A 26,027-nucleotide genomic window follows, 5' to 3' on the forward strand; every position below is an offset into this window, starting at 1 on the left:
TCGAATGTCTTATACCGCCGCGACGGTTCAGCTGCTGTCTCCCGAGGGCACGCTCGTTCACAGCGATGCCAGCGAACAGTACCTCCCGTATGTCGACAAGCTCAGTGATGATGCTCTGCAGGAATTCCACCGCCACATGGTGGTGATGCGCCGCTTCGATATTGAGGCAGCCAACCTGCAGCGTCAGGGCCAGCTTGCCCTCTGGGTTCCGAGCCACGGCCAAGAGGCCGCTCAGGTCGGTTCAGCACTCGCCGCTAAGCCGCAAGACCACCTCTTTCCCTCCTACCGGGAGCACGTCATTGCGCTCATGCGCGGCGTTGACCCGATCACGATTCTCTCGATGTTCCGCGGGCTCAGCCACGGCGGGTGGGACCCGAAAGACCACGACAACTTCCACCTCTACACGCTGGTGATCGGCTCGCAGACCCTGCACGCCACCGGTTATGCCATGGGCATGAACCTCGAAGGCCGCTCGGGCACCGGCAATCCCGACACCGATGCGGCCGTCATGGTCTACTTCGGCGACGGCTCTACGAGCCAGGGTGACGTCAGCGAAGCAATGGTCTTCGCCGCCAGCTACCAAACTCCGCAGGTCTTCTTCTTGCAAAACAATCACTGGGCAATCTCGGTGCCCGTGTCACGCCAGTCGCGCACGCCGCTCTACCTGCGCGGCGAAGGCTTCGGCATCCCGAGCGTTCAAATCGACGGCAACGACGTTCTCGCAAGCTTCGCTGTGAGCAAAGCCAACCTGGATGCTGCCCGCGCTGGCGAAGGCCCCCGCTTCATCGAGGCTCTCACCTACCGCATGGGTGCCCACACCACGAGTGATGACCCCTCGAAGTACCGCGAGAACAGCGAACTCGAGTTTTGGGCCCAGCGCGACCCCATCACGCGCTTCGACACCTACCTGCGGAGCCGCGGCGCGAGCCAAGCCTTCTTCGACGACATCGCGGCTGAAGGCGACGACCTCGCTGCCGACATCCGCAAGCGCATCACCGAATTGCCGGTGCCGGCCACGTCGACGCTCTTCGACCATGTCTATTCCGACCCGCATCCGGTGATGGATGCGCAGCGCGCCGCACTCGCCGATTTCGAGGCATCGTTTGAGGAGGGCAACTAATGACTGAGACGATGACAATGGCCAAGGCCCTCAACGAGGGATTGCGCGCCGCCATGGGCAGCGACAGCAAAGTGCTTCTCATGGGTGAAGACATTGGGCCGCTCGGCGGAGTCTTTCGAGTCACCGAAGGTCTGCAGGCTGAGTTCGGCGACAAGCGCGTTCTCGATACTCCCCTGGCTGAGTCCGGCATCGTGGGTACCGCGATCGGGCTTGCCATGAGCGGATTCCGCCCGGTGTGCGAGATCCAGTTCGACGGTTTTATTTTTCCCGGCTTCGACCAGATCACTTCCCAACTGGCGAAGCTGACGGCGCGCCACGAGGGCACGCTTCAGATGCCTGTCGTGATTCGTGTTCCCTACGGCGGACACATTGGTGCCGTCGAGCATCACCAAGAGAGCCCAGAAGCCTACTTTGCGCACTCCGCCGGGTTGCGTCTGCTCAGCCCCGCTACGCCTCACGATGCGTATTGGATGATTCAAGAAGCCATTACGAGCAACGACCCCGTGATGTTCTTCGAGCCCAAGTCCCGCTACTGGCAGAAGGGCGAGGTTGACCGCGAGTCGGCCGGTATCGCCACTCATTCCAGCCGGGTAGTGCGTGACGGCACCGAAGTGACCCTCGTGGGTCACGGTGCGATCGTGTCGATGCTGCTGCAAGCAGCTGAGCTCGCCGCCGAGGAAGGCACGAGTGTCGAGGTTGTTGACCTTCGATCGCTCTCCCCCATCGACTACGACCCGATTGTGGCATCCGCCCAAAAAACGGGCCGCGTTGTTGTTGTTCAAGAGGCACCCGGGAATGTCAGCGTGGGCTCGGAGGTTGCGGCTACCGTGGCAGAGCGTGCGTTCTACTCACTCGAGGCGCCTGTGCTGCGCGTGAGTGGTTACGACACCCCGTTCCCTCCTGCCAAGCTGGAATCCGTGTACTTGCCCAGTGTTGACCGCATTTTGGATGCTGTCGACCGGGCATTGGCCTACTGACGAAGGAGGCCCCCGTGGCCGTATCTGAATTTCCTCTCCCCGATGTGGGCGAGGGGCTTACTGAAGCCGAGATCGTCTCCTGGAAGGTTGCGCCCGGCGACGAAATCGTCGTGAACCAGGTTCTCGTGGAGATCGAGACGGCTAAGTCGCTCGTCGAACTCCCCTCACCTTTCGCCGGCACCGTGCAGCAGCTGCTGGTCGAGGAGGGGTCGACCGTTGAGGTTGGCACTCCGATCATCAGCGTGCAGTCCGTTGGTGGCTCAGTCGAGCTGACCGCACCCGGTTCCGGTGAAGACGAAAGCCACGGGATGATGTCCGACGTTGGGGCAGAGAGCAGCGCGGCCGACGACGCTGCCGCTGCCGTCGCTGACACGGCATCCACTATTGCTAACGACGATGACAAGCCCGGAGCGGTTCTTGTTGGCTACGGCACAGGCGGGCATGTCAGCTCGCGTCGTCGCAAGGGTGGGCAGCCGACTAAGGATGCTGCCGTCGCCGCAGCGGCAGTGAAGTCTCGCCCGGTATCCGTGCCGGCGTCTTTCGCCAGCCCGATCATCGCGAAGCCGCCGATCCGCAAGCTCGCCAAAGACCTAGGCGTTGAACTCGCCGAGGTCGTAGCGACAGGGTTGGCTGGTGAAACCACTCGCGAAGACGTGATTCGTCACGCGTCGCAGGCGAGCGTCTTCCGCAACATCGAGACTCCCGAGTGGGGCGACGAGCGCGAAGAACGCATTCCCGTGAAGGGCGTGCGCAAGGCAATCGCGAAAGCCATGGTGCACAGTGCCTTCACGGCGCCGCACGTGAGTGTCTTCACCGACGTGGATGCCACGCGAACCATGGAATTCGTGAAGCGCCTGAAGAACTCCACTGACTTCGCTGGCGTACGAGTGAGCCCATTGCTGATCATGGCGAAGGCCGTGAGCTGGGCTGTGCGCCGCAACCCGACGGTGAACTCAAGCTGGACCGATAAAGAGATCATCGTTCACCACTACGTGAACTTGGGCATTGCAGCAGCAACGCCGCGCGGACTCATCGTTCCGAACGTCAAGGACGTTCAAGAGTTGAGCTTGCTCGAGCTCGCGAAATCCCTCGAACAGCTCACCCTCACCGCGCGTGATGGCAAGACGCAGCCCGCCGAAATGTCGAACGGCACGATCACGATCACCAACATCGGTTCGTATGGCATGGATACGGGAACGCCCATCATCAACCCGGGTGAGGCCGCAATCGTGGCTCTGGGTTCGATCAAGCAGAAGCCGTGGGTTGTCGACGGCGAAGTGCGGGCGCGCTACGTCACGACGGTCAGCGCAAGCTTCGACCACCGCATCGTTGATGGGGATGTCGCGAGCCGTTTCGTGGCCGACCTCGCGAGTGTGCTCGAAGAGCCTGCCCTCCTGCTCGACTAACAGCCGAGCATTCGACACTAATGACCCGGCGTTGCACTTAATTACCTGAAACGGTAGGTAATGTGGCCGCATGGTCACGAAGAAAAAGTCGTCTGCAGTAGCGCCAGCATCCGATTCGAAGCGCCCCGGAATTCACGAGCTGTGGACCGACCGCTTAGGAGCCTGGTCCATTCGGGCTCTGCAAGTGCTCTTGCTGCTCACGCTGGTTTCGGTGATCGTTTTTGCCCTCACGCAGCTCAAGCTCGTCGTCATCCCCGTGCTGATCGCCCTGATCTTCGCTGCTGCCGCGAGCCCGATTGTGGTGTGGATGCGGCGCCGCGGTGTCGGGCGTGCTCTGTCGACCTGGATCGCGTTGCTCGGCGGCATCGCGGTGTTCGGTGGCTTGGTCACCGCAGTCGTGTTTGCGGTGGAGGACCAGTGGTCCGAGCTCTCCGACTCGGCGGTTGAAGGATTCGAGCAGCTCAAGGACTTCGCGCTTGATGGTCCGTTCGCAATTGATCAGGCTGCCCTCGATGAGGCGTGGAATGCGGGTATCGACTTCGTGACGAGCGCGACCTTCGGCCTCGGCGCCATTCAGGGAGTGTCTGCGGCGGCGCAGATTGTCACCGGAATTCTGCTCGGTCTGGTCATCCTGTTCTTCTTCCTCAAAGACGGCGACCGCATTTGGGAGTTCTTCCTCAAGCCCATGTCAGGCGAACGCCTCGCACGAGGACACCGCATCGGCCACACCGCGGTTCGCACTCTCGGTGGCTACGTTCGAGGAACCGCAACGGTTGCCGCCGTCGACGCGCTCGGTATCGGTATTGGGCTCACGATCTTGCAGGTACCGCTCGCGCTGCCCCTCTCGGTGATCGTCTTCTTGGGCGCCTTCATCCCACTCGTCGGTGCCACCGTTGCTGGCATCCTTGCCGCGGTCGTCGCGCTCGTGACGAATGGCTGGGTTGTGGCGCTCATCGTGCTGGGCATCGTCGTTCTGGTCAACCAGCTCGAGGGCAACTTCCTGCAGCCCGTCGTGATGGCGCAGTCCCTGAGCATCCACCCTCTCGTTATCTTGGTGGCGTTGACGGCTGGCACGATCCTCGGCGGCATCGTGGGCGCTGTGCTTGCCGTGCCAATCGCAGCGGTGGGTTGGGCGATTCTCAAGACTTGGAACGAAAATGGCCACAAGCCGAGCGTTGCTTCGGCCCCTGAAAAGAAGAAGTAGCGCGCTAGCGGGGCCCGAGGGTGCGTTCGAGGAAGGGATTCCAGAACTTGCCCTGCGGGTCATACTCGCGCTGCAGTGCAAGAAAGTCGCCGCTGCGGGGGAAGCGTTCGTGGATGACGCCGGCGCCATAGTGGAACAACTTGCCCCAGTGCTGCCGCGGTGCGAAGGGCGCGAGAGCCTCTTCGATCACGGGGAGTAGCGCCGCGACCTCGGCCGGATGTTTAGCCCAGGTGAAGCCGATGCAGAGAACATCGCGCTGGTAGGCGGGGCTCATCCAGAGTGAGTCGGCGGCGGCGGTGCGGATCTCCGAGATCAGCAGGTGGGGCGAGATTTGAGTGCCCAGAGTTCGCAGCACCTCCAACGCTTCGACGCCGTGCTCGCGGGCCACGTAGTACTCGCTTTGGAGCTCGTCGCCGCCGTTAGACGGTTGACCGTCAAGGCGGAAGTGCGGCATCCGCTCTGACCACGGCCCGGGCACGCTGGCACGTTGGTTCACATTCTCGGGGGCGAGCTCTTCGGAGTCGTCGTACCAAACTCCACCGAACAGGGTGGATGCGACCTCGGGTTCGATTCCGTCGGCCAGACGGGTTTTCAGCCAGATCTGCATGACGGTGGGGCTCGCGAAGTCCGCGAGGAGACTGACGCTGTAGGCGCTGGCCATCACGTCATCCAGTTGTTCGAGCACGGTTTCCCACGGCGCGAAGCGGTAGACGTCTTGGCGCACGCGGTAGCTCGGTTCGATGTCGAGGGTCACGCGGGTGATGATTCCGAAGGCGCCGAGCCCGACGGCCAGCGCGGGCAGGTGCTCGCTGGTGCGATCGACGGTCACCAGCGAGCCGTCCGCCGTCACCAACTCGACCGCAGCGATGGCCGTGGAGAGGATGCCGTTGCCGTCTCCTGAACCGTGAGTGCCGGTTGTGGTCGCGCCGGCCACTGAGATGTGCGGCAGCGATCCGGTGTTGTGGAGGGCGAAACCGTGTTTTTCGAGTTCGTTGATCAGGATGCCGAAGCTGGTGCCGCCGGCAACGCTGACGGTCATCGTTGCCGGGTCGATCCGGATCGCGGGATCGAGTTCAGCCAGAGAAATCAGCGCGCCAGGGGTGTCGGCGATGTCGGTGAAAGAATGCCGGGTGCCGAGCGCACGCACACGGGGCCACTGGGCGACGAGTTGTTGCACCTCAGTGGCGGACGTCGGGTGCAGGACTGTCTCGGCGCTGTAGGTGAGGTTGCCTGCCCAGTTTGTGGTGGTGGATGACACGGCAATCCTTTCGATAACGGCGAATCGCTCGCCACGATCGAGATTATCGGCGAGACACGCGTGTTGCCTGATTCGCCGACAGCAATTCATCATGTACTCTATTGATAACGAATCTCATTACCACGACTGGCTTCGGCCTTAGAAGGACACTCTGATGTCTAGCTTCACCACTTCCCGACCACGCGCCCTCACCGCGGGTGCTGTTCTCGCAGTCTCTGCCCTCACCCTTGCCGGGTGCGCGGCGGCCACACCCGTTGAGGATGACGGCACGATCACCGTCGTTGCCTCCACGATCGTTTATGGCGACCTTGTCTCCACTCTCGGCGGCGACGCTGTGACTATCACGAGCCTCATCGACAGCGCAGCCCAAGACCCCCACAGCTACGAAGCCTCAGCCCGCGACCAGCTCGCTGTCTCGGAGGCAGAACTTGTGATCGTCAACGGCGGTGGCTATGACCCCTTCGCCGAAGCACTCTACGAAGCGGCCGGTGAGGGTGCGATTCTCGTGACCGCGGTTGACGAGTCAGGCCTCCTCGAGGACGACGATCATGCTGACGATGACCATGCTGACGATGACCACGCCGCGGATGAGGCCGACGACCACACCACGGATGACGGCCACGATCACATCGAAGGCTTCAACGAGCACGTCTGGTACAGCTTCCACGCCATGGAACACATCGCCGAGCACATCACCGAAGAGTTGATATCGCTCAGCCCCGACGATGCCGATCTGTTCAACACCAACCTGGACGGTTACCTCTCTGACCTTGAGGGTCTCGAGGCACAGGCCGACACGATCGCCGAGACCTCAGGCGACCGAGGTGCTGCTGTGACTGAGCCGGTAGCGGTCTACTTGCTTGAGGCTGTTGGGCTCCACAATGACACTCCGACCGACTTCACCGAGGCCATTGAAGAAGGATCTGATGTGCCCCCCTCGGCCCTTCTCGAAGTTCTCGCGCTCGTCGAGGACGATCACATCGCCCTGCTCGCGTACAACGATCAGACCTCAAGCCCTGAAACGGAGCGAGTGCGTCTGACTGCAGTGGAGGCGGGACTTCCGGTGGTGTCGTTCACTGAGACCCTGCCTGAGGGGTCAGACTATGTCGAATGGATGTCGTCAAACCTCGATGCACTTGCGGTGGCACTTGCTCAATGAGCACGGTGACCGCATGACCGCCGCTGCAGCGCAGGACGCAGCAACAACACTCGTGCTGAGTATCCGTGATGGGGTGCTCGGCTTCGGGTCGCGCACGCTCTGGTCTGGCCTCAATCTCGATGTCGCACCCGGCGAGTTTGTGGCGGTGCTCGGCTCGAACGGTTCCGGTAAGTCGAGTTTGTTGAAGGCGATCCTGGGGCAGCAGAAGCTGGATTCAGGCACGATTTCTTTGAACGGGCATCCGCTTCACCGCGGAGATCGTTGCATTGGCTACATTCCGCAGCAGAAACTTGCGGCGCCAGGCACTCCTCTGCGTGGTCGCGATCTCGTGACGCTCGGGGTGAACGGTCACCGTTTTGGGGTGCCAACGCTCCCCCACAGCGTCCGTGTTCGCGTGGATGAACTGATCGCGGACGTCGGCGCGACCGAGTATGCGGGTCAGCCCCTTGGTTCGCTGTCGGGCGGCGAGCAGCAACGGTTGCGGGTCGCACAGTCGCTGGCGGCCGACCCCGTGTTGTTGCTCTGCGACGAGCCTTTGTTGAGCCTTGACCTGCAGCACCAGCGTGGTGTCTCTGAACTCATCGACCGTCGACGTCGCGAACACAACACTGCGGTCATTTTCGTGACGCACGATGTGAACCCGGTGCTCGGCATGGTCGACCGCATCCTGTATTTGGCTGGCGGAAAGTTCACGATTGGCACCCCGGACGAAGTGCTGCGCAGCGAAGTGCTTACTGAGCTCTATGGCACTCCCGTTGAAGTTGTGCGGGTGGGCGGCCGCGTGATTGTGGCCGGAATCCCCCAGGGCGATCACCACCACGAGGAGGAGATCGCGTGACCTTCGCAGACTTCTGGAGCCAGGTCGTCAATTTCAGCGACTACGGCCAACTGCTCAACCTTGTGCGTTTCTCGCTCATTGCCGCGGCAGTGCTCGGTATCGCCGGTGGGCTCATTGGCGTTTTCGTCATGCAGCGCGACATGGCTTTTGCTGTGCACGGCATCAGCGAACTCTCGTTTGCGGGAGCAGCAGCAGCCTTGTTGTTTGGTGCCAATGTGGTGGCGGGTTCCATTGCCGGCTCGCTTGTAGCCGCCATTCTGATCGGGATGCTCGGGGCGAAGGCTCGCGATCGAAACTCGATTATTGGCGTGCTCATGCCGTTTGGGATGGGTTTGGGCATCCTGTTTCTGGCGCTCTACCCCGGACGCAGTGGAAACAAGTTTGGGCTCCTCACCGGCCAAATTATTTCGGTTGATAGCGAGCAACTTGGCTTGCTGATCGTGATCAGCGTTGTCGTGTTGGCCGCTCTGTTTGTTGTCTGGCGACCGCTTACGTTCGACAGCCTCGATCCTGAGGTCGCTGCGGCGCGCGGTGTTCCTTCGCGGTTGCTTTCGCTCGGGTTCATGGTGCTGCTCGGCCTGATGGTGGCCGTTGCGGTGCAGATCATTGGTGCGTTGCTCGTGATGGCGTTGCTTGTGACGCCGGCGGCGGCCGCCATGCAGGTCTCGTCGTCGCCGCGTCTGGTTCCGGTGCTCAGCATGATCTTCGGCTTTGTCTCGGCCACCGGCGGCGTTCTGTTGGCGATTGGCGGCTCGCTGCCGATTAGTCCGTACATCACGACGATTTCGTTCCTGATTTACCTGGTCTGCCGGGTGATAGGCGCGCGCCGTGCTCGTGGGGGTCGCCGCAGCGTGAGCCGCGCATCCGGAGCTGAACTGACCACAGCTACCCCGGCAGGGAAATAGTTAGAGTGGTGACTATGAAGCGCAATACGTGGCAGCGAGAAGCGGTGCGGGATGCTCTGACTCAGTCAGAGGGTTTCGTGAGCGCTCAATCGCTGCACGGTGCGCTGCGCGACGCCGGTAGCTCAATCGGCCTCGCCACTGTCTACCGCGCTTTGGCAGACCTTGCCGGAGCGGGCGACGCTGACTCGCTGCAACAAGACGGCGAAAGCCTCTTTCGGGCCTGCACGCCCGATTCGCACCACCACCATTTGATCTGCCGCGAGTGCGGAACAACCGTGGAAATCAAGGCGGATGCCGTCGAACAGTGGGCGAAAAGTGTGGCCGCGGAACACGGCTTTACCGATCCGCATCACATTGTTGACGTTTTCGGGTTGTGCCCAGCCTGCTCTAGCACGTAACATATACCGTTGATCGAGCGGTATCTTCCGCTCTCGCAGACACATCCCACCCTGATTGAATTCGTGCCAAAACGCGGGTTTGAGAAGAATGCAGTGTGTGTGCCGACAAGTGATCTTGGGTAAGGCTTTGTCCTTACGGTAACTAGAACAGGAGTATCACCATGGCAGCAACCTGCCAAGTGACCGGCGCCATTCCCGGCTTCGGACACGCAATCTCGCACTCGCACCGTCGCACCAAGCGTCGTTTCGACCCGAACATCCAGAAGAAGACGTACTACGTACCGTCGCTTCGCCGCAACGTAACTCTTCAGCTGTCCGCAAAGGGCATCAAGGTAATTGACGCTCGTGGCATCGAATCCGTTGTCAAGGACCTCCTTGCACGTGGGGAGAAAATCTAATGGCAAAGGCACAGGACGTACGTCCGATCATCAAGCTCCGTTCAACTGCTGGAACGGGCTACACCTATGTGACGCGCAAGAACCGTCGCAACAACCCCGACCGCCTCGTACTCAAGAAGTACGACCCGGTGGTTCGCAAGCACGTTGAATTCCGCGAGGAGCGCTAAACATGGCTAAGAAGAGCAAGATTGCAAAGAACGAACAGCGCAAAGTTATCGTTGCGCGTTACGCCGAGCGTCGTCTCGAGCTGAAGAAGGCTCTCGTCGACCCCGCCGGAACTGACGAGTCACGCGAGGCTGCACGCCTCGGACTTCAGAAGCTCCCCCGCGATGCTTCGCCGATCCGCGTACGCGGTCGCGACGCCATTGACGGACGTCCCCGTGGATACCTCAAGCAGTTCGGTGTTTCCCGTGTTCGCTTCCGTGAAATGGCTCACCGGGGCGAGTTGCCCGGAATTACCAAGTCAAGCTGGTAGATTCCAAGCGGTTCCGACGTTTTCTAACGTTTCGGAACAACTAACTGCACTACGTCCGAGGAGGACCACCTTATGGCTGACAAGTCGCTAAACCGTACTGAATTCGTAGCGGCGGTTGCCGCAGAGTCTGGCCAGAGCCAGGCTGCCGTTTCCGGCGTCGTTGACGCATTCTTCTCCGTACTCTCGAAGTCGGTCGGCGAAGGAACCAAGGTTTCGATCCCCGGATGGATGGCTGCAGAGCGTACCTTCCGCGAGGCTCGCACCGGCCGTAACCCGCAGACGGGTGAAGCTATCGAGATCAAGGCCAGCCACGGCGTAAAGCTCAGCGCAGGCAGCAAGCTCAAGGCAGCAGCCAAGGGCTAAGTAACAACTTTAAAAGGGCGACATCCTTCGGGATGTCGCCCTTTTTGCGTTCCCGCCTACTCTCAGGCGAGTTCGGCGTCGGGCTAACTCCCGTTTAACCGCGAGTACTCTTGAGGGGTGCTAAGAATCAGCCGGATCGCCGGACCCGCCCTGCTGATCCTTGTGGCAGCAATCGCGGCTATCGTCGGTCTCCAGTTCGGCGGCGGCGCTGCGGTTCCCATCCTTCTTGACCCCGGTGCTGTTGTGCGCTGGGGATTGCCGATCGCCAAACTCTTCGTCAACCTCGGGCTTGCGGCAACCATCGGCGGGCTCATGATCGCCGTCTTCGCGATGAGCCCCAAGCGCGACGAATTCGCCATCACCCTCGACTTTGCCGCCGCTGGCGCCGCTGTGTGGGCTGTGGCATCCGCTATTACGGGGTTTTTCACGTTTTTGGCGGTGCGCAACCAGCCCATTGACCTCTCCAGCGCCTTTGGTGACGTTCTCGCAAGTTTTCTGACCTCTACCGAACTGGGTCAGGCGTGGCTTGCCACGGTGCTCATAGCGGCCGTTGTGACCGTTTTGTGCTTCGCGGTGCGCAATATGAGCGCGTTGGTATTCGTGCTTGTGCTCTCCGTTGCAGGACTCATCCCCATGGCGCTGCAGGGCCACAGCGGCGGAACCGCCGACCACGATGCCGCCACGAGCGCCATCTTCTTGCACCTGATCTTCGCCGCACTCTGGCTCGGTGGACTGCTCGCGATTGCGATCGCCCGCCCCACCCTCACTAAAGATCGACTGAGTCTCGTGCTGCGACGCTACTCATCGGTGGCGCTCGTGAGCTTCATCGTGGTGGCCGCCTCCGGCTATGTGAGTGCAGAAATTCGGGTCGAGAACCTGACGAACCTGCTGTCGCCCTACGGAATCCTCGTTCTCGTTAAAGTTTTTGCTCTGATCGTGTTGGGCCTCTTCGGCGCTGTGTATCGCAATTATGCGATCGGCCGGCTCGAAGCCAGCCCCCGCAAGAAGCGCGGATGGTTCTGGTGGATTGTTACCGCCGAGCTGGCCTTCATGGGGCTCGCTTCTGGCGCGGCCGCCGCTCTCGCGGCGACACCCACGCCGGTTCCGGAGATCGTGGCAGCTGACCTGCCGGACTCCTCCTCCGCGGCTTACCTCACCGGCTCCCCGCTGCCCCCGACCGTGACCGCAAGCAACCTGTTCACCCTGTGGAGCTTCGACCTCATCTGGGTGCTGATCTGCGCGTTCGCGATCTTCTTCTACCTTGCCGGCGTCTGGAGACTTCACAAGCGAGGAGACTCCTGGCCGATCTACCGCACCGTGTTCTGGGTGTTAGGAATGCTGCTGCTGTTCTACATCACCAACGGTGGTGTCAACGTGTACGAGGGCTACCTGTTCTCGATGCACATGCTCGGACACATGACCCTCGGCATGATGATCCCGGTGCTGCTCGTGCCCGGTGCTCCCGTGACGCTGGCAATGCGCGCGATTACCAAACGCACTGACGGCAGTCGCGGTGCGCGTGAATGGATTCTCAGGATCGTGCACTCGCGGTACATGGCCGCGATCGGGCATCCGGTAGTTGCGGCACTTATCTTCGTCGTCTCGCTGTGGGTTTTCTACTACACACCGCTGTTCCGTTGGGCTTCCACCGACCACGTCGGGCACGAGTGGATGATCATCCACTTCTTGGCCTCTGGCTACTTGTTCGTGCAGTCACTCATCGGTATAGACCCGTCGCCGCACCGCACCGCGTTCCCGATTCGCTTGCTCATTTTGCTCGCCACAATGGCGTTCCATGCCTTCTTCGGCTTGGGCCTCATGACCGGCACCGGGCTGCTGCTGGCTGACTGGTACGGCGCAATGGGCTGGGACAACGGGGTGACGGCGCTCGAGGACCAACGCATCGGTGGCGGCATCGCCTGGAGTGTTGGCGAGATCCCCACGATCGCGCTCGCCATCTCCGTGGCGATCATGTGGTCACGCAGCGACCGCCGGGCCTCCGTGCGCTACGACCGCAAGGCCGACCGCGACGGAGATGCAGAGCTGGATGCCTACAACGAGATGCTCGCTAAGCGCTAAGCGCTAAGCCTGCCCGGCTAGGAGCGCGAGTGGAGTGCGTGTTCCGCTATGTAGGCGCGCAATTCGTTCGGATCCGCGGGCATATCGATCTGGTGCTGCGGAAGGTCGAGCATCTCGCGGTAGGCCTCGTCGGTGGCGGGAATGCGGCCGAGCGCTTCGGCGATAACGTCGGGGAACTTGGCCGGCTTTGCCGTTTCCAAGACCAGCATCGGAACACCGGGCTCGATGTGGGCATGGGCGACAGTGACACCGTCGGCGGTGTGCGGATCGAGAAGCACCTGGGTGCTCTCGAAGACTGACCGGATGGTGTTGACGCGATCCTGGTGGGTGCTCGTGCCGCTGACGATTCCGAACTCTTCCAGGAAGCGTGGCTGCTCTGACGTGAGGTCTACGAAACCGTCGTTGCTGAGTTGCTGCCAGAGGCCACGGAGGCGTTCCGCATCGCTGCCGAGAAGGTCGAAGAGAAAACGCTCGAGGTTGGATGCTTTAGAGACGTCCATGGACGGGCTCGAGGTGGCGAGCGTATTTGCTGCGTTACGAGGGCGGTAGATACCCGTCCTGAAGAACTCGTCGAGGACATTGTTCTCGTTTGTCGCTACGACGAGCTTTCGAATGGGCAGACCCATCGTTCGCGCGTAGTGACCCGAAAGTACGTTGCCGAAATTGCCGGACGGTACCGAAAAAGAGACCTCAAAGTCTGCCCGGTCGTGCACGTCGACGGCATCGGTCACGCGCAGCCACGACCAGAAGTAGTAGACGATCTGTGCCGAGATTCGCCCAAAGTTGATGGAGTTCATCGCGCCCAAATTGTGCGCCTGCTTGAAGGCCGCATCACTCGAGAGTTCTTTGACGAGCTCTTGGCAATCGTCAAAAACACCGTCGACCACGAGGTTGTGGATGTTCGGCTCCTGCAGCGAATACATCTGCGCCCGCTGAAACTCACTCATGCGGCCGCGGGGCGACAGCATGAAGGCGCTGAGTCGTTCCCTGCCGCGGATCGCGTACTCGGCGGCTGAACCGGTGTCACCGGAGGTGGCGCCCAGAATGTTGAGCACGCCGTCAGATTTCGCGAGAGCGAAATCCAGTGCTTCGCCAAGAAACTGCATGGCGATGTCTTTGAAGGCAAGCGTCGGGCCTTCGGACAAACCGACAAGCGTAAGACCGTTGCCGAGATCGCTGACGGGAACAATCTCACTCGTAGAAAACTTGGCCGGGTCGTACGCTGCGCGGCAAATGCGCGCGAGGTCGTCTTCTGAAATGTCGTTAGCGAACAGTGAGATGACCGCCGTCGCGAGTTCGGCAAAGTTCAGATCGCGCCACGACTCGAGCAGGGCTGAATCGACCTGCGGGAGTGGCCCGGGGACCGCCAGCCCACCGTCGCTCGCGAGTCCTTCGAGGATGACATCGGTGTACGAGCCGAGGGCGTGGCCTCGCGTAGAGGTGTACTGCAATCGGTCCTACCTTTCGTGACGCTGAGGCATCAGTTTATCGGCTGGGGAAGACTAGTACTGCGGTGTGATGAGCAACTGGTCGTCCGGCAAGAAGGTAACGAGGTAACTCGCGGTGAAATCAACGTCTTCATCGAAGCTGGAAACAGAGCCATCGAAAATGGAGCGGACATCGACCTTGAGGTGCGCTGCGGCATCCGTCTCCGGCATGAGCCAGCTTCCCGTCTCTGCACCGGGCACGAGCGAAACCTCGGGGTAGCTCGCCAGACTCCACTCCGGAGTAGTGACGATGCGGTTGGCCATGGGCTGGCCAAATGGACAGCCGGTCGGCAGCAGCACAACCTGGGTGGCGCACTCATCGAGGTAGTCGTTCACCTCGCGTTGCACCTGGGAAATCATGGTCTGGTTTGCGACGGCATCAAGCCGCGCCCGGATAGTGCCGCCGGGGTCGGTGGCAGCCACGACGATTGGCTCGGCGGTGAGGAACGTGGATGAATGGCTGAGCTCGAAACTGCTGGGCGCCAACACTACGTAGGGCGCAGGAGTGTCTTGGGCGGGCGTGACAAATTCGGAGCCGTTGGCGGTGAACTCTTGAGTGTTCGAGACGGTGAGGCGCACGATCGTGAGGGGCGCGGTGACGAACTTCCAATCGGCGAACACACCGAAACGGGTGCCGTCGCGTTCCACCGTGAACGTGGTGTGAGAAGTCTCGCCATCGAGTTCGAACACGAAGGTGACGGTTTCGGAACCGTCGTCGTTGATCTCCCGCGAGACCAGCGCAACATCCTCAATCGTGCTGAGTGCTGAGGGCCGCAACAGATCGTGCGAGCCCGCAAGCAGCATCGAACCAGCGCCGGTCGTGTCAATGGGCGTCGCGCCCGAGCCATCGTCGGACGAAGCCCCATGGTCTTCGGCCAGTTCGATGTCAGCAATCTGCAGAGCGGATGCCATGTCGTGGCGAGCGAGGGCGCCAAGATAACTGCGCACAAAGCCGCTCGCGCTGAACAGGGTTGCGTTCACAATGAGGACAGTCGTGATGAAGGCGACAACGATCAGCCCAAACACGATTGACCAGGTAACAAGCTCGCGACGCATTCACACATCCTAAACCGCTGAGGCGTGCCGGAGATGAACCACAGATTGTGGCGCGCGGGCACGTGACCGGCAAGGCGCGGCATTAGGGTGATTGGGTGTCCGAAATTACCCTGTCGCCCGAGCAAGCAGCCGTTTTTGCTGCCATCGAGACGACGCGGGAGAACCTCTTCGTCACGGGGCGAGCCGGCACCGGTAAATCCACTCTGCTCAACCACCTCGCGCACAACACGTCGAAGCAGATTGTGATCTGTGCTCCGACCGGTGTTGCGGCGCTTAATGTGGGCGGACAGACCATCCATTCGCTGTTCCGACTGCCTATCGGGGTAATCGCCGACCACGAGCTCGAACAGACTGATCAACTCCGCAAGCTGCTCAACACCATCGAAACCCTCGTGATTGATGAGGTGTCGATGGTCAACGCCGACCTTCTCGATGCGATCGACCGCAGCCTGCGCCAGGCTCGTCAGCGCAAGAAGGAGCCCTTCGGCGGGGTGCAGGTGGTGTTGTTCGGTGATCCGTATCAACTGGCCCCGGTTCCGGGCGACCCGGATGAGCGGGCCTACTTCGAAGACCGCTACGAGTCGATTTGGTTCTTCGACGCTCTCGTGTGGCAACAGACCGACCTGACGATTTACGAACTCACGAGCATCCATCGCCAGCATGAGGATGAGTTCAAATACATGCTCAATGCTGTGCGCCACAACGGCGTCACCGCTGAAATCGCAGGCCGCCTCAACGCGGTGGGCGCGCGCCCCGCACCCAACGACGGCACGATTACCCTTGCGACCACGAACAGCACCGTCACGCGCATCAACGCGACAGCGCTCGCGCGACTCCCCGGTCGGGTACTGACAGCGAAGGCCGAGATTTCGGGAGAGTTCGGCGGTCGCGCCTACCCCGCCGATGAATCCCTTGAGCTCAAGGTGGGCGCGCAAGTGATGTTCTTGCGCAACGACACTCAAGAGGGTGGAACGCAACGCTGGGTCAATGGCAGCGTCGGCACTGTCGTTAAGATCGCTGACACCGTTTGGGTCGAGATCGACGGGCGCGATTACGAAGTGAAGCCCGTCGCCTGGGAGAAGTTCAAATACTCCTACTCGGCGCGCACGAAAGCGCTTCGCAAAGATGTCGTTGCCGAGTTCACGCAGTTTCCGCTGCGGCTCGCCTGGGCGGTCACGATTCACAAATCACAGGGCAAGACCTACGACAGCGCGATAGTGGATCTCGGGCCACGCTCCTTCGCTCCCGGCCAGACCTATGTTGCCCTCAGCCGCATCAGCAGGCTGGAAGGGCTGTACCTGACTCGGCCGCTTCGCCCGAGCGACATCATCGTCGACGAGAACGTCGTGCGGTTCATGTCCCGGGCCCAGCCCATCCCGGCTATTCAGGCCTGACTCCCCCGGGCTCGCGTGAGCTGCTTGAGCTACTTCACGCTGCCGGCCGTGATGCCTTCGACGATCTGCTTGTTGAAGACGATATAGATCACGATCATCGGCAGCGTCACGATCGAGAGCGCTGAGAACAGCAAGCCGTAGTCGGTTACATACCGGCTCGAGAATGCAAGCAATCCGGTCGGGATTGTCTTGAGCGCATCATCCTGAATGTAGAGCAGGGCGAGCAAGAATTCGTTCCAGCTCGAGAGCGCGGAGAAGATTGCGACGGTCGCGAGCCCGGGGCGCAGCAGGGGCAGCGCGATCGAGCCGAAGATGCGAAGGTCGCTTGCGCCATCGATGCGGGCGGCCTCGAAGAGTTCGTCGGGCACGGCGTCCAGATAGACCTTGAGCAGGTAGACCGCGAGCGGCAGGCCCATCGCGGTATACGGAATGATCAAGGCCCAACGGGTGTCGGTGATGGCCAGCTGAGTGAACATCGTGGACTGCGCGATGAAGTACGACTGCAGCGGAAGCAGCAAGCCGAGCGCCAGTAACCCCATAAACAGGTTACGGCCGCGGAAGCGATAACGACTGAAGGAAAAAGCTGCGGCAGCGCCCAGCAGAAGGATGGCGAGCACCGAAGCTCCGGTGACGATCACGCTGTTGAGCGCGTATTGCCCGATGTGGCCAACCTCGAACGCTTCGACCCAGCGGCCGAAGTCGATCTCGGTCGGGAGGGCGAAGGGCGTCGCAAAGATAGCGGAGTTCGATTTGAAGCTGGAGAACACCATCCAGAGCATCGGAAAGAAGAACACGACAGCGATGACGATGAGCGCTGCGGTGAAGAGCACGTCGGCGATCCGAAGGGGAGCGCGCCAGCCAGCGTGATGCTTCGCGGTGTGCGTGCGGGCTAATCCGGATGACTTCTTGCGAGAGTCGATACTCATGAGCGCACCTCCTCAGGCTTCTCGCGGTTGACTCTCGTGAAGATCAGGCCAAGCCCCACAACGACGACGGTGAGCACGACAGCCATGGCTGATCCGTAACCAACATTCTGGAAAGTGAATACAGACTTCACGAGATAGGTGGTGGGGATCTCGGTGGCACCGTACGGCCCACCGTTCGTCATGACGTAGAAGAGATCAAAGCCTTGGAAACCGCCTGTAATGCACAGCAACAGCGCGACCGTGATCGCATTGCGGATCATCGGGACCTTGATGCTGCGGAATAGTTGCCATTCGCCAGCGCCGTCTAGGCGAGCGGCCTCAATGACCTCGGTGGGCACCTGATTGAACGCAGCGTAAAAGATAGTCATGTAGAAACCGGCATATACCCAACCGGAGACGACACTCACGGCGATCAACGCAGTGGAGGTGTCACCAAGCCACACCCGCTGGAGGTCCTCAAGACCCAAGGATTGTAGGGCGGCATTGAGCAGACCGAAGTCGTTGTTGTAGACGAACGCCCACAGGACTGCCACGACGACCATGGGGAGCATCACGGGGGTGAAGATCGCGACGCGGAACCAGAGAGAACCGCGGCGGCGCACGCTGACGAGCCCGGCGAGCACCAAACCGACAACAACCTCAAGCACGATCGTGATCGCGATGTAGATGAGCACGTGCACAAAGGAATCACGGAACAAGACGTCTTGCGCAGCCTTGACGTAGTTGTCGATGCCGACAAAAACCATGGCGCCATAGCCGTTCCACTCCGTGAAACTGTAGGCAAACGTCATGATGACGGGGAACAACACGGCGAAGCCGAAGACGCCCATTGCGGGCACCAAGAACAGGTACGGGGTTACCGTGCGGTTCGGCTTCATACGGTGGTTCCTTCGAGGGAGTGCTGGTCGTCCACCTTCGGGTGATGGACGACCAGCACGGTTGGCTAACTAATAGGGGAGATGGTTAGCCAAGCTTTTGATCGATACCGGCAGCGGCATCCGCGGGGGACTTCTGACCGCCCAGAACCTCTGCCAGTGCGGCGTAGAGAGCGTTCGCGGTCTCGAGGTCATAGCCGTTGTCGGGCGGCAGCACGATCGCCGGAGCGGTCTCGAGCAGAGCCGTGAGTGACGCGGTGCGCGAATCAATGTCTTCGCCCGACGCAGCCGACAGGGTCATCGGAGTGAGCTCGGCACCAATGAACTGTTGAACGTTCTCGTCGTTGTTGAGCAGGGCCAAGAACTCGGCGGCCTCATCCTGTTTGGTGCTCTTGGCGTTGACGACGTACCCGGTGACAACACCGATGACGCTCTCCTGGTTGCCTTCACCCGGCATGGCTGGCAGGTTCACGTAGTCGAAGTTGAGGTCGGGTGCCTCATCGATCGCCCAGCTCACGAGCCACGAACCAATCGCGTGCATGGCGGCCTTGCCCTGGAAGAAGAGCTGAGCACCCTCGTTGTCATCAACCGCGTTGACGCTTTCGTTGACGCAGTTGTGGTCAGCGAGCTCTTCGACGTAACCGAAGGCTTCGATCCACTCGGGAGTGTTGAAGTCGGCGTCGCCCGAGAGCGCTGCGCTGTAGGCCTCTTCTCCGACAACACGCGAGGTCAGGTGGGCGAGCCAGTTGCCAGCAGCCCACAGGTCCTTGTTGCCGGAGGCGATCGGGATGATTCCCTCGGCGTCGAGCGCGTCGCAGGTGGCGAGCAGTTCATCCCACGTCGTGGGAGGCGTGAGCCCGGCATCCGCGAAAATATCTTCGTTGAACCAGAGCACGTTGGTGACGTCAGCGGAATGAGGCACCATCACCACGGCACCATCGACGGTGAGCGAGGTGAAGACTTCGTCATCGAAGAGACCAGCAATGGGGCCGGATGTCACGGCTTCCGTGAGGTCGGCAGCAAACCCATCAGCGGCACGCTGTTCCAGTCGCGCTCCCGCCCATTCAAAGTAGATGTCTGGAGCGTTGCGGCCGTTGAGCAGGTTGGGGAGCCCGATGGTTTGGTACAGATCGTCGTCTTGGTAGTTCATCTCGACGGTGACGTCGGGGTTGGCGGCTTCGTACTGTGCCGCTACGTCATCCCAGACGCGGATCTGAGCTTCTCCGGGAGAACCCATGGCAATGCGGAGCACGTTGTCGTCGGAGCTTCCGCCGTCGGCTGAACAACCGGCAAGGATCAGTGCTGTGGCGCTGAGGGCAGCGACAGCAGCGAGAGACTTCTTTCTCGTGACGGGCATGATCATTCCTTTGCTGTAGGTGATGCAGTGTCGGGCGATGCAGTGCGGGGTGATGCAGGTGTTGCGGGTGGTGAGCCCCCGGCAGAAACGAGTTCTGCCAAAGTCATATCGAGCAGGTCGCCGAACACGCGACGGTGGGCTGCGCGAAGGGTATCGAGATAGGGGAGAAGCCGGTTGGGGCCAGCGGTGGCGAGGCGACCGGCGGCGGCGAGCTCTGCGATCTCCACGAGCGCACGCGCGCCCACTCGGAACGATTCAAGCCACGGCCGCACTTCCGCAATGAGTTGCGGGTTTGCCACGGGGCCGTCGAGCAACCGGTTTGCGGCACCGAGCATGGTGTGGGCAACCACGAGCAGGTCGGCGGCAGCAGTCGCGGCATCACCGTACTCCGACTCAAAAGTGAAGCGTTCGAGGGCCTCGCCCAGTACCGGCGCGTCGTCGGCCGAGAGGCATGAGGAACGAACCGTGTCAGCAAACAGGCTGAAGTCGTCGAGGTTGTCTGGACCAACGACATCCAGCAGTGCTTGCTTCCAACTGGTCTCTGGATCGTAGTTTTCGGGGTCGCGCAGGTAGTCGGCGACGGTGGCGAAGGGAATCTTGGATGATTCGAAGAGTTCCATGCCGTTGGCAATGATGCCCGTGGAGAAGCGGTGCAAGTGCGGATCGCGACCTTGGTAGGGGCCGATGTGGAGCTCGTGGGCCATCGCCACATCGTTCACCGGGTAGTTATCCCAGTAGGTAGCGGGGCGGCCGGTTGCCCGGGCGAAGACGGCAGCGTCGGCAAGGTCGAGGGTAGCGGAGCAAATGGCGCGGCCGGTCCAGAAGAGGTCGATGCGCGGATCAATGCCGCGCCCGAGGCGGGTGATGTAGTCCTCGTCGCCGTAGCCCCAATACTGCGTGGGGCACACCGTGAGGCGGGTGTCGGCGTCGAACTGCGAAAAGACATTCCCGATGAGCGATCGGTGGGCGGTAACGAGATCGGGGAATGCTGCCACGTCGGACGGATGCTGCAGCCGGACCGGGATGTCATCCAGAAGCAGTCCAAAGCTGGTGACGCCCAATTCGCGCACGGCGCTGAACTTGGCGAGCAGCATCTCGATGTCGTCGCTGCTTGAGTACTTCATGGTGAGCCCGGGGGAGAGGCAATACATGAAGGTCATGTCGTTGTCGTCACAGCGCGTGATGAGTTCGGCCAGGCGCGCGAGCTCGGCGCCAGCGTAGGGGGTGCGCCATTCGTGACGAACGAGCGGGTCATCTTTGGGCGAGTACACAAAGGTGTTCATGCCGCGGTTGCTGAGGAAGCCGATGAGGTCGAGGCGTTGTTCGTGGCTCCAGGGCGCGCCGTAGAACCCCTCGATGACGCCGCGAATGGCGAAAGCTGAGGAGTCGAAGCTGGCTCGGGAGTGTGGCGTCATGGTGTGGTTATCGGGGTGGTGAATTTGAGGTTGCTGGCATCGCCGCTGGTGGTGTTGCTGCTCTCGTAAATATCGGGAGTGACTCCGGCATCAACAGAGAGCTGGATAGCTTCAGCCATGACGGCATTGAGAATGGCCGCTCCCACCACAGTAGAGGTGGCAGACACTCGGCTGCTCAACCCGGCGATGTCAACGGCCGCGTCGCCGACGGCGCCACCGTTATCGATCACGACGGTGGCGAGTTCGTGCAGTCGCGGCATCGTTGTCGCTCGGGCCTCGGGGGAGGTGGCGTGCGTCAGGCTTGTGAGGGCAATGACGGGGGTGCCATTGGCCATCACCTGCTGCACGAGTTCAGACGTGACGGCGTTGCTGCCGGAGTTTGATGCCACGATCAGCACGTCATTCGAGGCGATGGGGTGATCGCGCAGCAGTGCCGAGGCGAGCCCGGGCAGTCGTTCGAGGGAGGTGCTGAGCGGGGCACTCGTGTGCAACATGAGGCCTTCGAAGAGCAGCGGCTGAACGTTGACGAGGCCGCCGGCGCGGTAGTAGAGCTCTTCAGCGAGCATGTGGGAGTGCCCGGTGCCAAAGATGTGAACCGTGCGGTGGTTGATAAGCACGTCGGCAACGAGGCGGGATGCCGCCATAATGTTGGGAGCTTCATCAGTGGTCAGTCGCTCGATGAGGTGCGTCGCGCGCGCCAAGTAGCGCGCAGCGGGTGACTGCACATCGAGAGTCGAGGGGCTCGTGAGAGTCATGCGGGTGTTCCTTTTTTCCACACGTGGATGAGATCGCGATAGAGATTGTCGGTGTCGCCAGTGCCCAGCAGCAGCGCACCTTCGAGAGCGGACGCATCCGCCGGGCGGAATGACATGCCTTCACTGGCGAGATGTTCTACAAGGCGGGCGAAGAGGAGAGTGTTCGGTCCCAACAGTTTGCCGCCAAGAGCCAGCGGAGCATCGTCGCCCACCCACCGAACTCCGACACGAGCGGTAAGGAAGAGCTCGTAAGCCGCTTCGATCACAATGGCGTCGGCGGCGGCATCCCCCTCAGCGGCTGAAGCGAGCACGCCACGGGCGAACTGGGCAATGCGGTTGACCGGGCGGTGGGCGCTATGGAGGCGTGCGGCGATATTCGTGAGGCCATCGAAGTGTTCTGCTGCTCGCGCCGTCAGGGTGGTGCGCGGTCCGCGGCCGTCGAGTTCCTTGAGCACCGCAGAAATACCGCGACTGCCGATCCAGAACCCGCCACCGGCATCCCCCAGAAGATAGCCATCGCCGTCAACCGCGTGGGATTCTCCCGTGGGGCGCAGAGCGAGACAGGCAACGCCAGTGCCGGTGATGAGCGAGACGCCAGATTCGATGGAGAGTGCTCCGGCGTGGGAGGTGACGGTGTCATCCGCGATCCACACCTCGCTGGCTCCCGTGGTTGCTGCGACAAGTTCTGCGAGACGCGTGGAGGAGGCGGCATCCGCAGGGGACGTAGTGAGACCCATCACGACCCGATCAACGGGCTCGAACTTGCCGTGTGCCCAGGCGCTCGCCACTGCGGCCGCAACCGTGCGCATGGTGTCGCCCTCAAGGCGGCTCACCCCATCGACTTCAACGGTGCCGGGCTGCGCACTGCTTTTGAGGCGGATTCCGGATTGGCCGCCATCGACAGCGAGAACCCGAAGCATTAGCTGTTCCGGGATTGCTCGGCCGAGAACGCGCCGCCTGAGACCTGAGCTGTGAGCTGGTACTTGTCGCCGCGATAGAAGCAATTGGCGATCATGATGATGTTTCCGCGGGCATCAGAGTCGACCATCCGGATGCGCAGGCAAGCCTGATTCTCGGAGATCGTGAGAAGCTCGCGCACGCGCTCGTCGGGCAACACAGGCTCGATCGACACATTGGCGGCACCGGGGGAGATGCGGTAACGGCTGCTGAGGAGTTCGTAGAGGGACCCACCGAGGTCGCTGCCGTTGATGCCGGGAACGAGGGCTTGGGGAATCCAGACGGTCTCAACTGCCATCGCTTCGCCACTGCCCAAACGCAGGCGCGTGAAGCTGACGACAGGATCACCGGCAGAGATGTGCAATTGAGTGGAGATCGCGGCATCCGCTGGGGCCACCCGGTAAGCAAGAAGGCGGGCGCCCGGTTCAAGGCCGCGGTCGCGCATATCTTGGGAGAACGAGGTGAGACCGAGCAAGCGCACGAAGGGCTGCGGGGTCACGTAGGTGCCGGAACCATGGCGTCGCTCGACGAGGCCTTCGGCGACGAGAGCGTCGACGGCGCGACGAATGGTCATGCGTGCGACACCCCAGCGGGCACTGAGATCGCGTTCGCTTGGCAGGCTCTTGCCCACCTCTGTCGACGCTACGAGTTCTCGCAAGCGTGCTCTCAGGGTGTGTCTGGTGGTTTCCTCGACAACGGTCACGCTCTCATTAGAGCCCATTTTTGCTACCGCGGTAAAGAGTCAATTAGACCACTCCGGGGTACATTTGTCCGAAATATACTTGAAACATACAAGCAAATCAGCGATTATTGCCCGCAAGTTCGGGGTCAACGCTGCCTGGTCTAGACCACTCCGTTGCCAACGTGAGACCTCGGAACTAGACCAGTTGACGCGGGCGATATGGTGAATCCATGAGACACATTCGGCCTGCGGGTCTCTATGACCTCCCCGGCACCTACCGAGTCTGTCTTCAGACAGCGGATGCCGGGGCTGATGGGAGCGCTCTCTACGAGAATCCCGACCTCCTCGGCCACATCTACGTCGGCCCGTATGTGGTCGGTGCGCCCGATCTCGCGTTCGTGATCGTGGATGAACTCGGAGTCGCCGGCTACGTTCTTGGCGCGGCAGACACACGCCAGTTTGAGGCGTGGCAAGAACGTGAGTGGTGGCCGGTATTGCGCACCCAGTACCCGGCGACGGTGGGCGATTCGCTCGACGATGAACTCATCTCGCACCTTCACTCTCCGGTGGAGGCGCCCGCGGCTGTCGTGGCCGACTATCCAGCGCACCTGCACATCGATCTTCTGCCGCGCGCGCAGGGGCAGGGCCTGGGGCGAACGATGCTCGAGACGCTGTTCGAGGCGCTGCGCGCTCGCGGTGTTAGCGGCATCCATCTGGATGTGGGCGAAGATAACCACAATGCCATCGCGTTCTACCGCCACCTTGGTTTCACAGAACTTGCTCGGGGCGCCGACTCGATTTATATGGGAATGGAACTCTCGTGATTCTGCCTGAACCGACTGCAACCCCGCTTCGCGGTGGACCAACGTTGCGCTGGGGCGTTCTTGCCCCGGGTGGGATTGCCACCGACTGGGTTGCCGCCATGCATGCCAACACCGATCAGCGAGTGGTGGCTGTCGCGTCGCGCTCTGCTGATCGTGCCGCAGAGTTCGCCAGGAAGCACGGCATCGAGCGCAGCTATGGCAGCTATGACCAACTGGTGGCCGACCCCGAGGTCGACATCATCTACGTTGCCGCGCCGAACGTTTTTCACCGGCCGCTGGCATTGCTCGCCATTTCGGCAGGCAAGCACGTGCTCATCGAGAAGCCGCTCGGTATCGATGCCGCTGATGCTCGCGTGATTGTGGATGCCGCCCGTGCTGCTGGAGTGTTCGCCATGGAAGCCATGTGGACGCGCTTCTTGCCGCAGACCACGATTATCGCGCAGCTCCTCGCCGGAGGGGAGCTCGGCGATCTGAAGGTTGTCACCGCCGACTTTGGGGCTAACTTTGGCGCCCCCGCCGGCCAGCCCGTGTTTGACCCGACTATGGGTGGTGGCTCGCTGCGCGACATCGGCATCTATCCGGTCTGGTTTTCTCGCTTCGCTCTCGGCGCCTCCACCTCGGCGTTCGCTCGGGGGCGGATGCTCGACACGGGCGTTGACGGGCAGGCGGCCATGATTCTCGACCACGCCACCGGTGCCCAAGCTGTGTTGCACACGACCATGCAGGCCGACACCCCCACGGAGGCCCGCATCAACGGCACCCGTGCTCGCGTTGAGGTGCGCACACCGTTTTATGCGCCGAACGGGTTTGCGGTGGTGCGCGACGACGAGCGCACCGAGTTCACCGACGGCACCGGACTCCGCGGCCGCGAGGGGCTGTCGTTTCAGACGACGGCGATTGCCCAGCACATTGCGGATGGGCGCACCGAAGCTCCCGAGCATCCGCTGGATGTCTCACTAGAGATTCTGGAGACGCTCGACACGATGCGCGCCCAGATCGAGGCGGGCTAGCGGGCTGAAAACCCCAAGCGGACCATGCCGGTTCGGCGACACGGCCCGCGCGGCGGGGCTAGGCGGCCGCTTTTGCGCGCGACAGGTCGATGAATAAGTCCGTGTTGAACTTGTAGGCGGCGAGTACTTCGTTAATGACGCGGTCACGCTCGGCGTCATCCCACTCGACAGCATCGAGCTGGTCGCGATACGTGATTTTGAACTCTTTGGGCTTGGCAATCTGGTCGAAGAGGTAGAAGCCGACACCGTTGGTTTCGAACCCGAACTGGCGCTGCATGAGCGTGCGGATGACTTGGCCACCAGAGAGGTCGCCGAGGTAGCGCGTGTAGTGGTGCGCGATGAATCCGCCAGCCCAGTCCTGGGCTGCGATCTCGCGCACGCGGGCCGCATAGGCGGCGGCGGTGGGGAGGGGAGCGATCTGGTCGCGCCAGTCGGCGCCGATCAGAAACTCGAGGTCCGCTTCGATCGCGGGCAGGCGCGTGAGCTGCGAGGTGATGAAAGGCGCGGCAACTGGGTTGCTGGCGAAATGGTCAGCAGCGGCTTCAATGGCTTCGTAGATGAAGTAGTGCTGGGCCACCAACGCGATGTAGTCCTCGCGGGTTCCCTTTCCCGTCATGAGGTCTTTCATGAAGTCAGCGCCTTCGCTGTCTCCGTGGCTCGACCACGTGCGCTCACGAAGAGCCTGCGAGAACGGAATTACTGCCACGGG

Annotated in this window: 27 protein-coding genes; 16 read left to right on the forward strand and 11 right to left on the reverse strand. The window is 61.6% G+C overall.

Annotation, left to right across the window (positions count from 1 at the left end):
* Positions 1-4 precede the first annotated feature (4 nt).
* The 4 genes from I6E73_RS01335 (at position 5) to I6E73_RS01350 (ending at position 4,707) form a co-directional block, all read left to right on the forward strand.
* On the forward strand, positions 5-1,120 hold the full coding sequence (locus I6E73_RS01335; protein WP_197122467.1) for a thiamine pyrophosphate-dependent dehydrogenase E1 component subunit alpha: 1,116 nt from the start codon (positions 5-7) through the stop codon (positions 1,118-1,120).
* The gene (locus I6E73_RS01340; RefSeq protein ID WP_197106848.1) at positions 1,120-2,097 is read left to right on the forward strand and encodes an alpha-ketoacid dehydrogenase subunit beta; all 978 of its coding nucleotides are present in this window, start codon (positions 1,120-1,122) and stop codon (positions 2,095-2,097) included. Before I6E73_RS01335 ends, I6E73_RS01340 begins: the two co-directional genes overlap by 1 nt.
* 14 nt (positions 2,098-2,111) lie before the next feature.
* Entirely contained in the window at positions 2,112-3,503 is a 1,392-nt protein-coding gene (locus tag I6E73_RS01345; RefSeq protein ID WP_197122469.1) for a dihydrolipoamide acetyltransferase family protein, read from the forward strand.
* Positions 3,504-3,573: 70 nt separating this feature from the next.
* The gene (locus I6E73_RS01350; protein ID WP_197106846.1) at positions 3,574-4,707 is read left to right on the forward strand and encodes an AI-2E family transporter; all 1,134 of its coding nucleotides are present in this window, start codon (positions 3,574-3,576) and stop codon (positions 4,705-4,707) included.
* 4 nt (positions 4,708-4,711) lie between these two features.
* Here the strand turns inward: I6E73_RS01350 and I6E73_RS01355 are convergent, their stop codons facing one another.
* Positions 4,712-5,965 (reverse strand): FAD-binding protein, encoded by a 1,254-nt coding sequence (locus tag I6E73_RS01355; protein ID WP_197122471.1) that lies wholly within the window; start codon positions 5,963-5,965, stop codon positions 4,712-4,714.
* Between the two features lie 154 nt (positions 5,966-6,119).
* On the opposite strand from I6E73_RS01355, the gene I6E73_RS01360 reads away from it, so the two are divergent.
* The 9 genes from I6E73_RS01360 to I6E73_RS01400 all read left to right on the forward strand — a co-directional run bounded on the left by I6E73_RS01360 (position 6,120) and on the right by I6E73_RS01400 (position 12,580).
* Positions 6,120-7,124 (forward strand): metal ABC transporter solute-binding protein, Zn/Mn family, encoded by a 1,005-nt coding sequence (locus I6E73_RS01360; RefSeq protein ID WP_197122482.1) that lies wholly within the window; start codon positions 6,120-6,122, stop codon positions 7,122-7,124.
* A 13-nt stretch (positions 7,125-7,137) separates the two neighbouring features.
* On the forward strand, positions 7,138-7,962 hold the full coding sequence (locus tag I6E73_RS01365; protein ID WP_231600498.1) for a metal ABC transporter ATP-binding protein: 825 nt from the start codon (positions 7,138-7,140) through the stop codon (positions 7,960-7,962).
* Entirely contained in the window at positions 7,959-8,867 is a 909-nt protein-coding gene (locus I6E73_RS01370; RefSeq protein ID WP_197122484.1) for a metal ABC transporter permease, read from the forward strand. Before I6E73_RS01365 ends, I6E73_RS01370 begins: the two co-directional genes overlap by 4 nt.
* 14 nt (positions 8,868-8,881) lie before the next feature.
* Positions 8,882-9,265: a Fur family transcriptional regulator gene (locus I6E73_RS01375; RefSeq protein ID WP_197109184.1), complete on the forward strand. Its 384-nt coding sequence runs from the start codon at positions 8,882-8,884 to the stop codon at positions 9,263-9,265.
* A gap of 161 nt (positions 9,266-9,426) precedes the next feature.
* Entirely contained in the window at positions 9,427-9,663 is a 237-nt protein-coding gene (rpmB, locus tag I6E73_RS01380) for a 50S ribosomal protein L28 (RefSeq protein WP_129072582.1), read from the forward strand.
* Positions 9,663-9,830: a 50S ribosomal protein L33 gene (rpmG, locus tag I6E73_RS01385; RefSeq protein ID WP_009773536.1), complete on the forward strand. Its 168-nt coding sequence runs from the start codon at positions 9,663-9,665 to the stop codon at positions 9,828-9,830. The genes rpmB and rpmG overlap by 1 nt, the downstream gene beginning before the upstream one ends.
* A 2-nt stretch (positions 9,831-9,832) precedes the next feature.
* Positions 9,833-10,138 (forward strand): 30S ribosomal protein S14, encoded by a 306-nt coding sequence (rpsN, locus tag I6E73_RS01390; RefSeq protein WP_197106841.1) that lies wholly within the window; start codon positions 9,833-9,835, stop codon positions 10,136-10,138.
* 72 nt (positions 10,139-10,210) lie between these two features.
* Complete coding sequence (locus I6E73_RS01395; RefSeq protein WP_100387826.1) at positions 10,211-10,501, forward strand: HU family DNA-binding protein; 291 nt, start codon at positions 10,211-10,213, stop codon at positions 10,499-10,501.
* 117 nt (positions 10,502-10,618) lie between these two features.
* Entirely contained in the window at positions 10,619-12,580 is a 1,962-nt protein-coding gene (locus I6E73_RS01400) for a cytochrome c oxidase assembly protein (RefSeq protein ID WP_307784127.1), read from the forward strand.
* Between the two features lie 17 nt (positions 12,581-12,597).
* Here the strand turns inward: I6E73_RS01400 and thrC are convergent, their stop codons facing one another.
* Together thrC and I6E73_RS01410 are read right to left on the reverse strand one after the other, a co-directional pair.
* On the reverse strand, positions 12,598-14,031 hold the full coding sequence (gene thrC, locus I6E73_RS01405; protein WP_197122486.1) for a threonine synthase: 1,434 nt from the start codon (positions 14,029-14,031) through the stop codon (positions 12,598-12,600).
* A gap of 51 nt (positions 14,032-14,082) precedes the next feature.
* Positions 14,083-15,123: a hypothetical protein gene (locus I6E73_RS01410; protein WP_197122487.1), complete on the reverse strand. Its 1,041-nt coding sequence runs from the start codon at positions 15,121-15,123 to the stop codon at positions 14,083-14,085.
* 95 nt (positions 15,124-15,218) lie between these two features.
* Here I6E73_RS01410 and I6E73_RS01415 point away from each other — a divergent pair, with 95 nt between their 5' ends.
* Positions 15,219-16,517, forward strand: a complete 1,299-nt coding sequence (locus I6E73_RS01415; protein WP_197106838.1) for an ATP-dependent RecD-like DNA helicase — start codon at positions 15,219-15,221, stop codon at positions 16,515-16,517.
* Between the two features lie 29 nt (positions 16,518-16,546).
* On the opposite strand, the gene I6E73_RS01420 is transcribed toward I6E73_RS01415, so the two are convergent.
* From I6E73_RS01420 to I6E73_RS01450, 7 genes are all read right to left on the reverse strand, one after another.
* Positions 16,547-17,443 (reverse strand): carbohydrate ABC transporter permease, encoded by an 897-nt coding sequence (locus I6E73_RS01420; protein ID WP_231600500.1) that lies wholly within the window; start codon positions 17,441-17,443, stop codon positions 16,547-16,549.
* Positions 17,440-18,321, reverse strand: a complete 882-nt coding sequence (locus I6E73_RS01425; RefSeq protein ID WP_197122489.1) for a carbohydrate ABC transporter permease — start codon at positions 18,319-18,321, stop codon at positions 17,440-17,442. The genes I6E73_RS01420 and I6E73_RS01425 overlap by 4 nt, the downstream gene beginning before the upstream one ends.
* Positions 18,322-18,406: 85 nt before the next feature.
* Positions 18,407-19,675 carry an ABC transporter substrate-binding protein gene (locus I6E73_RS01430; RefSeq protein WP_197122499.1) on the reverse strand — a complete coding sequence of 423 codons (1,269 nt, stop codon included), beginning with the start codon at positions 19,673-19,675 and terminating at the stop codon, positions 18,407-18,409.
* A gap of 2 nt (positions 19,676-19,677) precedes the next feature.
* Positions 19,678-21,090 (reverse strand): protein O-GlcNAcase, encoded by a 1,413-nt coding sequence (locus I6E73_RS01435; RefSeq protein WP_197122508.1) that lies wholly within the window; start codon positions 21,088-21,090, stop codon positions 19,678-19,680.
* The gene (locus I6E73_RS01440) at positions 21,087-21,845 is read right to left on the reverse strand and encodes an SIS domain-containing protein (protein ID WP_197122510.1); all 759 of its coding nucleotides are present in this window, start codon (positions 21,843-21,845) and stop codon (positions 21,087-21,089) included. The genes I6E73_RS01435 and I6E73_RS01440 overlap by 4 nt, the downstream gene beginning before the upstream one ends.
* Positions 21,842-22,765 (reverse strand): N-acetylglucosamine kinase, encoded by a 924-nt coding sequence (locus tag I6E73_RS01445; RefSeq protein ID WP_197122512.1) that lies wholly within the window; start codon positions 22,763-22,765, stop codon positions 21,842-21,844. The genes I6E73_RS01440 and I6E73_RS01445 overlap by 4 nt, the downstream gene beginning before the upstream one ends.
* Positions 22,765-23,505: a GntR family transcriptional regulator gene (locus tag I6E73_RS01450; protein ID WP_307784194.1), complete on the reverse strand. Its 741-nt coding sequence runs from the start codon at positions 23,503-23,505 to the stop codon at positions 22,765-22,767. Before I6E73_RS01450 ends, I6E73_RS01445 begins: the two co-directional genes overlap by 1 nt.
* Before the next feature lie 209 nt (positions 23,506-23,714).
* Between I6E73_RS01450 and I6E73_RS01455 the strand changes: the two genes are divergently transcribed.
* Both I6E73_RS01455 and I6E73_RS01460 read left to right on the forward strand, forming a co-directional pair.
* Positions 23,715-24,308, forward strand: coding sequence for a GNAT family N-acetyltransferase (locus tag I6E73_RS01455; RefSeq protein ID WP_197122514.1), 594 nt, complete (start codon positions 23,715-23,717; stop codon positions 24,306-24,308).
* On the forward strand, positions 24,305-25,318 hold the full coding sequence (locus tag I6E73_RS01460) for a Gfo/Idh/MocA family protein (RefSeq protein WP_197122516.1): 1,014 nt from the start codon (positions 24,305-24,307) through the stop codon (positions 25,316-25,318). The genes I6E73_RS01455 and I6E73_RS01460 overlap by 4 nt, the downstream gene beginning before the upstream one ends.
* 58 nt (positions 25,319-25,376) lie before the next feature.
* On the opposite strand, the gene I6E73_RS01465 is transcribed toward I6E73_RS01460, so the two are convergent.
* Positions 25,377-26,024: a heme oxygenase (biliverdin-producing) gene (locus tag I6E73_RS01465; protein ID WP_197122518.1), complete on the reverse strand. Its 648-nt coding sequence runs from the start codon at positions 26,022-26,024 to the stop codon at positions 25,377-25,379.
* Positions 26,025-26,027: the final 3 nt, after the last annotated feature.

It is taken from the genome of Salinibacterium sp. SWN248 (genome assembly GCF_015864575.1).
Lineage (GTDB): Bacteria > Actinomycetota > Actinomycetes > Actinomycetales > Microbacteriaceae > Rhodoglobus.

What these genes read in the sequence shown, in the direction of transcription:
- I6E73_RS01335 (WP_197122467.1), top strand. Translation starts at nt 5, where the DNA reads ATGTCTTATACCGCCGCGACGGTTCAGCTGCTGTCTCCCGAGGGCACG.
- I6E73_RS01340 (WP_197106848.1), top strand. Translation starts at nt 1,120, where the DNA reads ATGACTGAGACGATGACAATGGCCAAGGCCCTCAACGAGGGATTGCGC.
- I6E73_RS01350 (WP_197106846.1), top strand. Translation starts at nt 3,574, where the DNA reads ATGGTCACGAAGAAAAAGTCGTCTGCAGTAGCGCCAGCATCCGATTCG.
- I6E73_RS01360 (WP_197122482.1), top strand. Translation starts at nt 6,120, where the DNA reads ATGTCTAGCTTCACCACTTCCCGACCACGCGCCCTCACCGCGGGTGCT.
- I6E73_RS01365 (WP_231600498.1), top strand. Translation starts at nt 7,138, where the DNA reads ATGACCGCCGCTGCAGCGCAGGACGCAGCAACAACACTCGTGCTGAGT.
- I6E73_RS01375 (WP_197109184.1), top strand. Translation starts at nt 8,882, where the DNA reads ATGAAGCGCAATACGTGGCAGCGAGAAGCGGTGCGGGATGCTCTGACT.
- rpmB (WP_129072582.1), top strand. Translation starts at nt 9,427, where the DNA reads ATGGCAGCAACCTGCCAAGTGACCGGCGCCATTCCCGGCTTCGGACAC.
- rpmG (WP_009773536.1), top strand. Translation starts at nt 9,663, where the DNA reads ATGGCAAAGGCACAGGACGTACGTCCGATCATCAAGCTCCGTTCAACT.
- rpsN (WP_197106841.1), top strand. Translation starts at nt 9,833, where the DNA reads ATGGCTAAGAAGAGCAAGATTGCAAAGAACGAACAGCGCAAAGTTATC.
- I6E73_RS01395 (WP_100387826.1), top strand. Translation starts at nt 10,211, where the DNA reads ATGGCTGACAAGTCGCTAAACCGTACTGAATTCGTAGCGGCGGTTGCC.
- I6E73_RS01410 (WP_197122487.1), bottom strand. Translation starts at nt 15,123, where the DNA reads ATGCGTCGCGAGCTTGTTACCTGGTCAATCGTGTTTGGGCTGATCGTT.
- I6E73_RS01420 (WP_231600500.1), bottom strand. Translation starts at nt 17,443, where the DNA reads ATGAGTATCGACTCTCGCAAGAAGTCATCCGGATTAGCCCGCACGCAC.
- I6E73_RS01425 (WP_197122489.1), bottom strand. Translation starts at nt 18,321, where the DNA reads ATGAAGCCGAACCGCACGGTAACCCCGTACCTGTTCTTGGTGCCCGCA.
- I6E73_RS01430 (WP_197122499.1), bottom strand. Translation starts at nt 19,675, where the DNA reads ATGCCCGTCACGAGAAAGAAGTCTCTCGCTGCTGTCGCTGCCCTCAGC.
- I6E73_RS01435 (WP_197122508.1), bottom strand. Translation starts at nt 21,090, where the DNA reads ATGACGCCACACTCCCGAGCCAGCTTCGACTCCTCAGCTTTCGCCATT.
- I6E73_RS01440 (WP_197122510.1), bottom strand. Translation starts at nt 21,845, where the DNA reads ATGACTCTCACGAGCCCCTCGACTCTCGATGTGCAGTCACCCGCTGCG.
- I6E73_RS01445 (WP_197122512.1), bottom strand. Translation starts at nt 22,765, where the DNA reads ATGCTTCGGGTTCTCGCTGTCGATGGCGGCCAATCCGGAATCCGCCTC.
- I6E73_RS01455 (WP_197122514.1), top strand. Translation starts at nt 23,715, where the DNA reads ATGAGACACATTCGGCCTGCGGGTCTCTATGACCTCCCCGGCACCTAC.